This window comes from Microbacterium lushaniae (assembly GCF_008727775.1).
In the GTDB taxonomy this organism is placed as follows: Bacteria; Actinomycetota; Actinomycetes; order Actinomycetales; family Microbacteriaceae; genus Microbacterium; species Microbacterium lushaniae.
On record NZ_CP044232.1, the window covers coordinates 2,063,066 to 2,075,595 of the forward strand.

General features: G+C 71.5%; 8 protein-coding genes. 5 read left to right on the forward strand and 3 right to left on the reverse strand.

Annotation, left to right across the window (positions count from 1 at the left end; translation table 11 throughout):
- Positions 1 to 143 precede the first annotated feature (143 nt).
- Positions 144 to 1,322 (reverse strand): cysteine desulfurase family protein, encoded by a 1,179-nt coding sequence (locus F6J85_RS09810; protein ID WP_150924829.1) that lies wholly within the window; start codon positions 1,320 to 1,322, stop codon positions 144 to 146.
- A gap of 54 nt (positions 1,323 to 1,376) precedes the next feature.
- Between F6J85_RS09810 and glgX the strand changes: the two genes are divergently transcribed.
- From glgX to glgB, 3 genes are all read left to right on the forward strand, one after another.
- Positions 1,377 to 3,464: a glycogen debranching protein GlgX gene (gene glgX / locus F6J85_RS09815; protein WP_150924830.1), complete on the forward strand. Its 2,088-nt coding sequence runs from the start codon at positions 1,377 to 1,379 to the stop codon at positions 3,462 to 3,464.
- A 145-nt stretch (positions 3,465 to 3,609) separates the two neighbouring features.
- Positions 3,610 to 5,616 carry an alpha-1,4-glucan--maltose-1-phosphate maltosyltransferase gene (locus F6J85_RS09820; protein WP_150927330.1) on the forward strand — a complete coding sequence of 669 codons (2,007 nt, stop codon included), beginning with the start codon at positions 3,610 to 3,612 and terminating at the stop codon, positions 5,614 to 5,616.
- Complete coding sequence (gene glgB / locus F6J85_RS09825) at positions 5,613 to 7,793, forward strand: 1,4-alpha-glucan branching protein GlgB (RefSeq protein WP_150924831.1); 2,181 nt, start codon at positions 5,613 to 5,615, stop codon at positions 7,791 to 7,793. The genes F6J85_RS09820 and glgB overlap by 4 nt, the downstream gene beginning before the upstream one ends.
- A 36-nt stretch (positions 7,794 to 7,829) precedes the next feature.
- Here the strand turns inward: glgB and F6J85_RS09830 are convergent, their stop codons facing one another.
- Complete coding sequence (locus tag F6J85_RS09830) at positions 7,830 to 9,230, reverse strand: aminotransferase-like domain-containing protein (RefSeq protein ID WP_150924832.1); 1,401 nt, start codon at positions 9,228 to 9,230, stop codon at positions 7,830 to 7,832.
- Between F6J85_RS09830 and F6J85_RS09835 the strand changes: the two genes are divergently transcribed.
- Both F6J85_RS09835 and F6J85_RS09840 read left to right on the forward strand, forming a co-directional pair.
- Positions 9,229 to 10,245: a DMT family transporter gene (locus F6J85_RS09835; RefSeq protein ID WP_150924833.1), complete on the forward strand. Its 1,017-nt coding sequence runs from the start codon at positions 9,229 to 9,231 to the stop codon at positions 10,243 to 10,245. The genes F6J85_RS09830 and F6J85_RS09835 overlap by 2 nt on opposite strands.
- Positions 10,242 to 10,541, forward strand: a complete 300-nt coding sequence (locus F6J85_RS09840) for a metal-sensitive transcriptional regulator (protein ID WP_150924834.1) — start codon at positions 10,242 to 10,244, stop codon at positions 10,539 to 10,541. The genes F6J85_RS09835 and F6J85_RS09840 overlap by 4 nt, the downstream gene beginning before the upstream one ends.
- Positions 10,542 to 10,736: 195 nt before the next feature.
- Here F6J85_RS09840 and F6J85_RS09850 read toward each other — a convergent pair whose 3' ends face one another.
- Entirely contained in the window at positions 10,737 to 12,392 is a 1,656-nt protein-coding gene (locus tag F6J85_RS09850; RefSeq protein ID WP_338037084.1) for an FAD-dependent oxidoreductase, read from the reverse strand.
- Positions 12,393 to 12,530: the final 138 nt, after the last annotated feature.

Here is a 12,530-nt window from a genome sequence, read left to right on the forward strand (position 1 = left end):
CTCAGGAGATCCGGGCCCCTGGCCGCCCCGAACGCCACCCCCACCGGCGTGTCTCCTGAGTTTTGCGCAACGGCGGGTGGAGACCCGACCTCGACGGCGGACGCGAACGCCGGGCGGCAGGGCGTCGGCCGGTGAGCCGGGCGTCAGCGGCGAGCGCGGGCGGCGGCGGATGCGGCGCGCGCGTACGCGTCGGGAAGGGCGGCGAGGAAGGCGGACACGTCGGCCTCGGTCGAGGTGCGCCCCAGGGTCAGGCGCAGCACCGAGCGCGCCTCGCGCTCGGAGCGACCCAGGGCGAGCACCACGTGCGACGGCTCCGCGACGCCGGCCTGACACGCCGAGCCGGTCGAGACGGCGATGCCGGCCTGATCCAGGAGGAACAGCAGGGTCTCCCCCGCCGCGTCGGGGAACAGGACGTGCACGTTGCCGGGAAGGCGCTCCTGCGGGTCGCCGAGCAGCTCCGCTCCCGGGACGAAGGCGCGGATGCCGCGCACCAGCGTGTCGCGCAGCTGCGAGAGTCGCGCGGCCTCCCCCTCGCGCTCGGCCTCGGCCAGCTCGGCGGCGACGGCGAACGCGGCCGCTCCGGCGACGTCCTGCGTGCCGGCCCGCAGGCCCCGCTGCTGTCCCCCGCCGTGCACGAGCGCGCCCAGACGCGCCGAGCGGGCCACCACGAGCGCTCCCACCCCGACCGGCCCGCCCACCTTGTGCGCCGACAGGCTCATCGCGACCAGTCCGGCGCCGGCCTGCGCTTCACCGCGCCACGCGGCGAAATCCACCGGCACGTGTCCGAGGGCGGAGACCGCGTCCAGGTGCAGCGGCGCGCCGGCGCGGGCGGATGCGGCGGCCAGCGCCGCGGCATCCTGCACGGTGCCCACCTCGTTGTTGGCGACGAGCGCCGTCGCGAGCGCCGACTCCGCGGCGGCCTCCTCGAACAGGCCCGGATCGATGCGTCCCACCCCGTCCAGCGGCACGCGCCGCAGGGCGGCGCCTTCGCGCTCGACGAGCCACGCCACGGTGTCGGTCGTGGCGTGATGCTCCCCGTCGGGCAGGGCGACGGCGCCGGGGCGATCGCCTCGCGCCCACCACAGTCCCTTCACCGCCGTGTTGATCGACTCGGTGCCGCCGGAGGTGAAGACCACCTCCACCGCCTCGCATCCGAGGACGGCGGCGAGGCGCTCACGGGCCTCCTCCAGCACGCGCCGCGCGGCCTGACCGCCGCCGTGGATCGAGGAGGCGTTGGCGCCGACGGATGCGGCCGACAGCCACGCCTCGGCCGCTTCCTGCCGCAGCGGCGTCGTCGCGGCGTGGTCCAGGTAGACCGGCATCCGCCACCTCCCGTCGTCACGCGCCCGACGCACGACCTAACTACTGTAGATCGCATGGCGCGACCCGAAGCTGATCCCGTGCCTCCCGTCCGGGCGGGCCTGCTGGACGCCGTCTACGACGATCTCGGGGTGCGTCAGGGGCCCGAGGGCGGCACGCTGCGGGTGTGGTCGGGGCATGCCGACACCGTCGAGCTCGTCGTCTTCGACGACGTCGACCTGGACTGGGCGATCGCGACCCTTCCCCTCGCACCGGTGGGGGGCGGGGTGTGGGCGGTCACCACGGAGCTGCTGCGGCCAGGGGCACGGTACGCCCTGCGCGCCGACGGTCCCGCTGCGCCCGGCAACACGTTCAACCGCGAGACGCTCCTGCTCGATCCCTATGCGCGCGGGATCGTCACCGGCGGGTTCGGCGATCACCGGGCCGTCGTCGTGGACGGCGGGTTCGACTGGGGCGGGGTGCCCAAGCCGGCCGTGCCGCTGGATCGCACCGTCATCTACGAGGCGCACGTGAAGGGACTCACCAAGCGCCACCCCGGCGTCCCGCCGGCCCTGCACGGCACCTACGCCGGCCTGGCCCACCCCGCGATGATCGAACACCTCGTGGCGCTGGGGGTCACGAGCGTCGAGCTGCTGCCTGTCCACGCCTCCGCGACCGAGCCGCGCCTGCTCAACCTCGGGCTGACGAACTACTGGGGGTACAACTCCGTCAACTTCTTCACGCCGCACGCCCGCTACGCGACCGCCGAGAATCGTCGCAGCGGCCCCGAGGCGGTGCTGCGGGAGTTCAAGGGCATGGTCCGGCTGCTGCACGAAGCAGGGCTCGAGGTCATCCTCGACGTCGTCTACAACCACACCGCCGAAGAGGGGCTGGGCGGCCCGCGGTCGAGTCTGCGCGGACTGGACAACCGCTCGTACTACCGGCAGCACGACGACGGGACCTACATCGACGTGACCGGATGCGGCAACTCCGTCGACACCGCCACCGACGCCGCCGCGCGGCTCGTGCTGGATTCGCTGCGATATTGGGCCGACGACGTGCAGGTGGACGGGTTCCGTCTCGACCTGGCCGTCACGCTCGGTCGCGACGGCGCGCACACGTTCACGCCGGATCATCCCCTGCTGCGCGCGATCGTGGACGACCCCGCCCTCGCCGGGGTCAAGACGATCGCCGAACCGTGGGATGTCGGCATGGGCGGCTGGCAGACCGGGAACTTCGGAACCGGCTGGCACGAGTGGAACGACCGCTATCGCGACCGCGTGCGCAATTTCTGGCTGAGCGACGTGGATTACGCCCGACGCGCCGACACCTCCCCGACCGGTATCGGCGGGTTCGCCACGCGCCTGGCGGGATCGTCGAACACGTTCAGCGCCGAGCGCGGCCCCCTCGCCAGCGTCAATTTCGTCACCTCCCATGACGGGTTCACGCTGCACGACCTGGTCTCCTACGACGTCAAGCACAACCTCGCCAACGGCGAGCACGGCAGGGACGGCGCCGACACGAACCGTTCCTTCAATCACGGCATCGAGGGTCCCACCGACGACGAGCGCATCCTCTCCGTGCGGCGCAAGGCGATGCGCAACCTGCTGGGAACGCTGCTGCTGTCCGCCGGTATCCCGATGATCGCCGCCGGCGACGAGTTCGGTCGGACGCAGCGCGGCAACAACAACGCGTACTGCCACGATTCCGCGCTGACGTGGCTGTCGTGGGAGCACGCGGACTGGCAGGAGGATCTCGCCGCCCACGTGCGGCGGCTCCTGCAGCTCCGGCGGGAGAACCCCGCGCTGCGCCCCAGCCGGTTCGCGCGTCCGGGTGCCCGCACGCCCTCGGCCTCCGTCATGCAGTGGTACGACGAGCACGGGGAGACGATGTCGATCCAGCGGTGGACCAGCGCCACCCACCGCACGCTGCAGTACGTCGCCGCCTCCACTCCGGAGCACGAGGAGCCCAACCGCATCCTGCTCGTCGTCCATGGCAACGAGACGCCCATCGAAGTGACCCTCCCCCCGCTCGACGGAGCGGACCGCTTCATCTCGCTGTGGACCAGCATCACCGAGCGCCCCACGGAGGAATCGCGGGAACTGCAGCCCGGCGAAGTGGTCGTCATGCCCGACACCTCGATGCATCTGTTCCGGGTGGTCTGACCCGAAACCGGCCCCCTTGTCAACCACCGGGTCCCGCCTGTGCCGCTTCCGGCGACCGGGGTAGGTTCGGATGGTGGCAGCTCCGACACGACCTTCGACCCCCCGTCCGTGGCGCAGCGGCAGCGCGATCCCCGTCCGGCCGGCGATGGATTCCGTCGCCGCGACCGTGACTCCGCGCATTCCGATCGCCGCCCCCCGTCCCTCGGTGCCGGGTGATCGCTTCCGCCCGTCGGCGTATGTCGAGGAGGCCGTGCCCTTCACCGTCACCGCCTTCCGGGAGGGGCACGACCTGATCGGCGTGCACGTGCGGCTCTTCTCCCCCGCCGGGGAGGAATCGCTGCACCGCCTGTCGCCCCTCAACGACGGTCTCGACCGATGGTCGACGCTCGTCGCACCGCTGGAACAGGGCGTGTGGCGGTTCCGCTTCGAAGCGTTCGCGGATGACTTCGCCACGTGGCAGCACGCCGCCGAGGTGAAGATCGCCGCGGGTGTGGACGCCGCGCTGATGCGCACGTCCGGCGCGCTGCTGTTCGATCGGGCGATCGCCGACAAGACTCGCCCCCGCGCCGAGCGCACCGCGCTGCAGGGCGCCGCGAAGGCGCTGCGGGATGCCACGGTCACCGACGAGGGTGCCCTCGCGATCGTGACCGACCCGGAGCTGGCGGAGTACTTCGCCGATCGTCCGCTGGCAACGCTCGGTTCCGTCGGCGACGAGCTGGAACTGCTCGTGGAACGGCAGCGGGCCGGCGTCGGCGCCTGGTACGAGTTCTTCCCGCGCTCCGAGGGCGCCCGGCACCTCAAGGACGGCACCGTCAAGAGCGGCACGTTCCGCACCGCCGCCAAGCGCCTGCCCGCCGTGGCGGCGATGGGCTTCGACGTGCTCTACCTGCCGCCCATCCATCCCATCGGGCAGACCAACCGCAAGGGACCGAACAACACCCTCGACCCCGCTCCGGGCGACCCCGGATCGCCGTGGGCCATCGGGTCGTCTGCGGGCGGGCATGACGCCGTCCACCCCGACCTCGGCACCCTCGCCGATTTCCGGGCGTTCGTGCGCGCCGCGCGCGCCGAGGGCCTCGAGGTCGCGCTCGACCTCGCGCTGCAGGCCTCCCCCGACCACCCGTGGGTGGCGGAGCACCCGGAGTGGTTCACGACGCTCCCCGACGGCTCGATCGCCTTCGCCGAGAACCCGCCGAAGAAGTACCAGGACATCTATCCGGTCAACTTCGACAACGATCCGGAGGGCATCCGCGCCGAAGTGCTGCGGATCGTGCGCCACTGGATCGCGCAGGGCGTGCAGATCTTCCGCGTCGACAACCCCCACACCAAGCCGCTGCAGTTCTGGGAATGGCTCATCGCGACCGTCAACGCGGAGTCCCCCGACGTCGTCTTCCTCGCCGAGGCGTTCACGCGTCCGGCCCCGATGCAGGGACTGGCGATGGCCGGCTTCCAGCAGAGCTACACGTACTTCACGTGGCGCAACACGAAGGACGAGCTCGAGGAGTTCCTCACGGCGCTGGCCACCGAGACCGACGATTTCCTCCGGCCCAACCTGTTCGTCAACACCCCCGACATCCTCACCGAGTACCTGCAGTTCGGCGGCCGGGCCGCCTACAAGGTGCGTGCGGCGATCGCGGCCACCGCGGCCCCCAGCTACGGCGTGTACGCCGGGTACGAGCTGTTCGAGAGTGTGGCCAGGCCCGGATCCGAAGAGAACATCGACAACGAGAAGTACGAGTACAAGTTCCGCGACTGGGAGGGCGCGGAAGAGCGTGGCGAGTCGCTCGCGCCGTACCTGCGGATGCTGAACGCGGCACGCCGCGCACATCCCGCGCTCGCGCAGCTGCGCAACCTCTCGGTGCATTGGAGCGACGACGACTCGATCCTGGTCTACTCCAAGCATCTGGATGCCGCGCTCTCGCCCACCGGCGCCTCCGACACGGTCCTGCTGGTGGCCAACGTCGACCCGCACTCGGTGCGCGAGACGATGGTGCACCTCGACACGACGGTGTGGGGCATCCCGCCGGGCCGGCCGTACGAGGTCGAAGACCTCGTCACCGGCGCGACGTGGACCTGGACCGACCACAACTTCGTGCGTCTGGATGCGTTCACCGAACCGGTGCACCTCCTGCACGTGAAGGAGTCACGATGACACTGTCCATCACCCCCGACGACGCGCTGCTCGACGCCGTCGCCGCCGGCACGCATCACGATCCGCACTCGGTGCTGGGGGTGCACCCCGCCGGCGACGGCGCGTGGATCATTCGCACCCGGCGACCGCTCGCCGCCACCGTCACAGCCGACCTCGCCGGCGGATCCAGCGCCAGGCTGGAGCATGTGCGTGCGGGCATCTGGGCCGCCCGCGTGCAGACCCGCCCCGGCGCCTACACGATCACCGCGACCTATGAAGGCGGCACCGACTACACCGCGGACGATCCGTACCGCCACCTGCCCACTCTCGGCGAGATGGATCTGCACCTCATCGGGGAAGGCCGGCACGAAGAGCTGTGGCGGGTCCTCGGCGCACACGTACGGACGCTCGACGGGTCCACCGGCGTCGCGTTCGCGGTGTGGGCACCCGATGCCCGTGCCGTCCGCGTGGCCGGCGACGTCAACGGGTGGGACGGCACCGCCCACGCGATGCGCTCGATGGGTGGCAGTGGCGTGTGGGAGCTGTTCGTGCCCGGGATGGCCGCCGGCGACACGTACAAGTTCGAGATCCTGACCCGCCGGGGCGATTGGATCCTCAAGGCCGACCCGATGGCGCGCTTCGCCGAGATCCCCCCGGCCACCGCATCCGTCGTCACCGACTCCTCGTACACGTGGGGCGATGACGCGTGGATGGCGCGGCGGGGCCGCACCGCGCCGGTGTCGGCTCCGATGTCGATCTACGAGATCCACCTCGGCTCGTGGCGGCCCGGCCTGTCGTACCGCGACGCGGCCGACCCGCTCATCGACTACGTCACCGCGCAGGGGTTCACGCACGTGGAGTTCCTTCCCCTGGCCGAGCACCCGTTCGGGGGCTCGTGGGGGTACCAGGTGACGGGGTACTACGCCCCCACCAGCAGGTTCGGGCAGCCCGACGACCTGCGCTATCTCATCGACCGGCTCCACCAGGCCGGCATCGGCGTGATCATGGACTGGGTCCCCGGTCACTTCCCCAAGGACGCGTTCGCCCTCGCCCGTTTCGACGGCGAGCCACTGTACGAGCACCCCGACCCCAGGCGCGGTGAGCACAAGGACTGGGGCACGCTGATCTTCGACTACGGGCGCAACGAGGTCCGCAACTTCCTCGTCGCCAACGCGCTGTACTGGCTGGAAGAGTTCCACGTCGACGGTCTGCGGGTGGATGCCGTGGCCTCCATGCTGTACCTGGACTACTCCCGCAACGACGGCGAATGGGTACCCAACCAGTACGGCGGCCGCGAGAACCTGGAGGCGATCCGCTTCCTCAAGGAGGTCAACGGCACCGCGTACAAGCGCTACCCGGGCATCGCGATCATCGCGGAGGAGTCCACCAGCTTCCCCGGCGTCACCGCCCCCACCGACCACGCCGGACTCGGCTTCGGGTTCAAGTGGAACATGGGCTGGATGAACGACTCGCTGCAGTACATGGCCCGCGATCCGCTGCACCGCTCGCACCACGAGGGCGAGCTGTCGTTCTCGTTCGTCTACGCCTTCAGCGAGAACTTCATCCTCCCCGTCAGCCACGACGAGGTCGTGCACGGCAAGGGGAGCCTGTTCGGGCGGATGCCCGGCGACCACTGGCAGAAGCTCGCCAACATGCGCGCGTTCCTGGCGTACATGTGGGGTCACCCCGGCAAGCAGCTGCTGTTCATGGGGCAGGAGTTCGGGCAGAGGTCCGAATGGGCCGAGGGCCGGAGCCTGGACTGGTGGATGCTGGAGCAGCCCTCGCACGCGCAGCTGCACGACTTCGTGGCGACGCTGAACCGCACGTACCGCGAGCAGGCGGCGCTGTGGTCGCGCGACGCCGACGGCGCGGCGTTCACGCGCCTGGGTTCCCCGTCCTGGAACCCCAACGTGCTGGCCTTCGCGCGACGGGACTGGCACGGCAACACCGTCGCGGTGGTGTGCAACTTCTCGGGGGCGCCCCTGCACGGCTACGAGCTGACGCTGCCCGAACACGGCGTGTGGGAGGAGATCCTCAACACCGATGCCGCCGAGTACGGCGGGTCGGGTGTCGGAAACCTCGGGGTCGTGCACGCCGACGACTCCGGCCGCGCCGTACTCAGCCTGCCGCCGCTGGGGGTCCTGTGGCTGCACCACCGTCGCGACGGCGTCCGCCTTCCCGCACCCCGCAGGGGCTGAGGTCGGCGCGGGGCACGCTCTCCACCCCCGCGGTGCTCACCCGGCGAGGCACTCCCCGATGACGCGGACGGCGTCGGGGAAGGCCCCGGGATTGGGCCCGGAGTAGTTCAGGCGCAGGAAGCGCCCGGTCGGCTCGGCGGGGAACCAGTCGTCACCGCCCGCGATGGCGACCCCGCGGGCCTCGCAGGCGCGGATGAGGCGGGGCAGGTCGGTGTCGTCCGGCAGCTGCACCCACAGGTTCAGACCGCCGGCCGGGACGGCCTCCACGTGCGCGCTCGGCAGGTGCGTGCTGACCGCCTCGACGAGGAGATCCCGCCGCGCGGCCAGCTGCTGGCGCACGCCACGCAGATGCGTGCGCCAGCCCGGCTGGGTGACGACGTCCAGCGCGGCGGCCTGGAGGATGCCGCTGACGTAGAGGACGTGCGCCTGAAGGTCGGCGAGGATGCGCTCGAAGGCCGGGCCGCGGGCGATCAGCCCGGCCACCCGGATGGCCGGCGAGACGCTCTTGGTGAGCGACCGCACGTAGACCACGTGCCCGCTGTCGTCGCGGGCAGCCAGCGGCGAGGGGGTCGAGGAGATGCCGAAGTCATGCGCCCAGTCGTCCTCGATGAGGAACGCGCCGTGCGCACGGATGACGCGGAGCACCGCGTCGGCCCGGGACGGCGACCATTGCGCGCCGGTCGGATTGGCGTACGTCGGCTGCGCGTAGAAGGCCCGGGCTCCCGTCTCGGTCAGCGCGCGGTCCAGTTCTCCGGGGTCGGGGCCGTGGGCCCCGGAGGAGACGGGAACGACCTCCACGCCCGCCTGCATCGCCGCTCCGATCGCGCCCCAGTAGGTCGGCGACTCCATCAGGAGCGGCATGCGGGCACCCACGAGACTGCGGAACAGCGTGCTGAGACCGCTCTGGCTGCCGGGGAGCACGACGACGTCCTTCGCCGTCGGGGCCGTCAGGCCTGCCGACGTGACCGCGGCGAGCTCTGTCGCGAACCACGCCCGCAGCTCGGGGACTCCCGATGAGGGGGGACGCGTGACCGCGACGTCGCCGCGCGCCGCACGGGCCAGGGCGGCCCGCACCATCCGGTGGGGAAGGAGGTCGCGCTCGGGGTAGCCCTCGTGCAGTCCGACGACGTCGGGGGACGCCTGACGCAGCGAAGTCGACTGCGGCAGACGTGCAGCGGGTGCCCCCAGTGCCGCCGTCTGCCATGAATAGTCGTGCGGCCGGGTCGCGCGCGGCCTGCTCACGAACGTGCCGACCCCCGGCCGGGTCTCGATGAGGCCCTGTCTGGTGAGGGTGTGCAGCGCCTTCTGCACGGTCACGGGGCTGGCGCCATGGCTGCGCGTGAGCGAACGGGTGGAGGGAAGCTGCGCTCCGGGCGGAGCCGCCGCGATCCAGGAGCGCAGCTCCGCCGTGATGCGCTCACTGCTACTGTCACTCATGAAGCCTGAAGGTAGCGCTATCGCGCCGGATCGTCCACCGCTACGCGGCCGCGGTGCCGGGCTGTGGTGGGGCGCCGTCGGGGTCCTCGCGTTCTCGTTCACGATGCCGTTCACGCGCGTCGCCGTCGAAGGACAGGCGATGTCCCCGCTGTTCGTCGGTTCCGCTCGCGCCGTGCTCGCAGCTCTCCTCGCCGGCGCCGCCCTGGCACTCACTCGCCAGCGCGTGCCGCGCGGTCGGCAGTGGGTGCGGGTGGGGATCGTGGCCGCCGGTGCCGTCGTCGGCTTTCCACTCCTCACCTCCTACGCGCTGACGGGAGTCCCGGCCAGTCACGGAGCCGTCGTCGTGGCGCTCCTGCCCGCCATGACGGCGGTGATGGCTGTCCTGCGCGGCGGTGAACGTCCGCGCCCGTGGTTCTGGGGCGCGGCAGGGCTCGGTGCCGTCGCGGCGGTCGTCTTCGCCGCGATCCAGCACGGCGGCCTGGGCAGGGCGGGTGCGGCCGACCTGCTGCTGTTCGCCGCCGTCGTGGTGTGCGCGATCGCGTACGCCGAAGGCGGGCTGCTCTCACGCGAGCTCGGCTCCTGGCAGACGATCTCGTGGGCCCTCGTCCTCGCCTCCCCGCTCATGCTCGTCCTCACCGGCGTCGCCGTCGTGGACCGGCCGCCGGATGCGACACCGCTGGAGTGGGCGGCGTTCGCCTACCTCGGCGTCGTCAGCATGTTCCTGGGCTTCGTCGCCTGGTACCGGGGCCTGGCCATCGGCCCGATCGCGACCGTGGGACAGGTCCAGTTGACGCAGCCGGTCCTGAGCATCGTGTGGGCCGGCGTGATCCTGCACGAGTCGATCACGTGGACGACGATATCGGGCGGTGTCATCGTGGTCGCGTGCGCGCTGCTGGCAGTGCGCACGCGGAGTGCGGCGGCGCGTGCACGCCCTCATACCCGCCGGGGTATCGGTTTCCGTGGGAGAATGGCCGCCTGTGGGCACGCACCGGCGCACACGGAGAGGCGGAGATGAGCGCGACGACGGATGAGGATCGACCGGGCGGCGGCGACGCGGAGACGCAGGCACAGCAGCGCAGGATCGTGAACCGGCTCCGCCGCGCTCAGGGGCAGCTGGCCGCGGTCGTCAACGCCGTGGACTCCGGAGCGGACTGCCGCGACGTCGTCATCCAGCTCTCCGCCGTCTCGAAGGCGCTCGACCGCGCGGGCTACGCCATCATCGCGTCCGCGATGCGGTCGTGCCTGACCGATCCCACCGATGATTCCGTCACTCCGGAGGAGCTGGAGAAGCTCTTCCTGACGCTCGCCTGAGCCCCGCCGACCCGACGCGACTCAGCGGCCGAACAGCCGTGCGAGGAATCCCTTCGACGGTGCGGTGTCATGCCCCGGGCACCGCTGCGCACGCGGCACCCCAACCAGGACCTGGTCCACATGCTGCCCGCATCCCGCCCACGTGGTCTTCCCGCACGTCTTGCATGTCACTGCTCGACACATGATCGATCTCCTTCATCCGCCGACGAGGGCGGGCACCTTCTCGAGGATGTGATCCGCGTCGTGCCCCAGAACGGCGCGGAGGGTCTGCATGCCGCCCGACAGCGACGCGGAGTCCAGCCCCGCCTGCGCCAGCACCCGGTGCGCGATGGCAGAGCGCACGCCCGATGCGCACAGGACGCGCACCGGCCGTCCGCCCGCGTGCTCGCGCACCTCGTCCAACCGGCCGCGTAGTTCGGTATGCGGGATGTGCAGCGCGCCCGGCAGGTGACCGGAGCGCCACTCCTCCCCGCGCCGCACGTCGAGCACGAGTGCCGACGCTCGCACCTCGTCCAGTTCGTCGGCGTACCACAGCGCCAGCGTCCCGTTGCGCACGTTCTCCCCCACCATGCCGGCGAGGTTGACGACATCCTTCGCCTGCCCGTAGGGCGGCGAGTAGGCCAGGTCGAGGTCGATGAGGTCCTCCACCGAGAGACCGGCAGCGATCGCGGTGGCCAACACGTCGATGCGCTTGTCGACACCGTCGCGACCGACCGCCTGAGCGCCGAGCAGACGCCCGCTGTCGGGGTCGAGGTGCACGACCAGGTGCACGGGGCTCGCGCCGGGGAAGTAACCCGCATGCTGGTTCGCGTGGAGGTGCAGCGTGGCGTGCGGCACGTCGGCTGCTGCCAGCGTTGCACGATTGGCACCCGTGAGCGCCGCGGTCAGCGCGCCCACCCGGACGATGGCGGTGCCCGCCGGCTGGGTGATGGGGCGAGCCAGCCCCGGCCTCAGGATGTCGTCGGCGACGAGACGTCCGGCGCGATTGGCCGGCCCGGCCAGCGCGACGGGACGACGAGCCCCCGTCACCGGATCAGTGCTCGCGGTGGCATCCCCCACCGCCCAGATGCCTGCGACGCCCGTTCGACCGTGCTCGTCGACGATCAGCGCGCCGCGTTCACACGGGATCCCCGCGCGCTCGAAGATCGCCGTCTCCGGACGCACGCCCACCGACACGACCACGAGATCCGCCGACAGGCGCGTGCCGTCGGCGAGGACGACGGCGTCGGCGGCTGAGCCGGATTCCACGGCGGTCGCCGCGACTGCGGTGTGCACGTCCACGCCGAGGCGGCGCAGCTCCTGCGACACCCACCACGCCAACTCCGGCTCCAGCGGGGGCAGCGGGTGTGCGGCCATCTCCACGAGGGAGACCTCGAGCCCCTGTGCCGTCAGCGCCTCGGCGGCTTCGACCCCGATGAAGCCGGCGCCGAGGATCACCGCCCGCCGGGCGCCGGAGGCCACCTGATCGCGGAGGGCGACAGCATCCTCCACGGTACGCAGCGCCCGCACGCGCGGCGATCGGATGCCAGGGATGGGTGGCAGGAACGCCGTGGCGCCCGGGGCGAGCACGAGCGCGTCGTAGGACAGCTGCTCGACGCGCCCGTCGGCGCGGACCGTCACGCTCTTCGCGTCGGGATCCACCCCCACGACCTCGTGTCCGGGACGCACATCAAGTGCCAGGGACGCCCGCAGAGACGCGGGCGTCTGCACCAGCAGGGCATCCGGATCCTCGATCTCGCCTCCGACGAAGTACGGCAGACCGCAGTTGGCGAAGGACACGTGGGGGCCGCGCTCGAGCACGATGATCTCGGCATGCTCGTCCAGGCGCCGCGCACGAGCCGCGCAGCTCATCCCCCGGCCACTCCGCCGACGATGACGATCCTCACTTTCGGACTCCCGCGACGTCGCACATACGTGGCTCCTCTTCTCTCTGGATCCAGCGTAGCGATACCCCCAGGGGTATACCTGTGATCGTTCTCAGGAACAGGC

What these genes read in the sequence shown, in the direction of transcription:
- F6J85_RS09810 (WP_150924829.1), bottom strand. Translation starts at nt 1,322, where the DNA reads ATGCCGGTCTACCTGGACCACGCCGCGACGACGCCGCTGCGGCAGGAA.
- glgX (WP_150924830.1), top strand. Translation starts at nt 1,377, where the DNA reads ATGGCGCGACCCGAAGCTGATCCCGTGCCTCCCGTCCGGGCGGGCCTG.
- F6J85_RS09820 (WP_150927330.1), top strand. Translation starts at nt 3,610, where the DNA reads ATGGATTCCGTCGCCGCGACCGTGACTCCGCGCATTCCGATCGCCGCC.
- glgB (WP_150924831.1), top strand. Translation starts at nt 5,613, where the DNA reads ATGACACTGTCCATCACCCCCGACGACGCGCTGCTCGACGCCGTCGCC.
- F6J85_RS09835 (WP_150924833.1), top strand. Translation starts at nt 9,229, where the DNA reads ATGAAGCCTGAAGGTAGCGCTATCGCGCCGGATCGTCCACCGCTACGC.
- F6J85_RS09830 (WP_150924832.1), bottom strand. Translation starts at nt 9,230, where the DNA reads ATGAGTGACAGTAGCAGTGAGCGCATCACGGCGGAGCTGCGCTCCTGG.
- F6J85_RS09840 (WP_150924834.1), top strand. Translation starts at nt 10,242, where the DNA reads ATGAGCGCGACGACGGATGAGGATCGACCGGGCGGCGGCGACGCGGAG.
- F6J85_RS09850 (WP_338037084.1), bottom strand. Translation starts at nt 12,392, where the DNA reads ATGAGCTGCGCGGCTCGTGCGCGGCGCCTGGACGAGCATGCCGAGATC.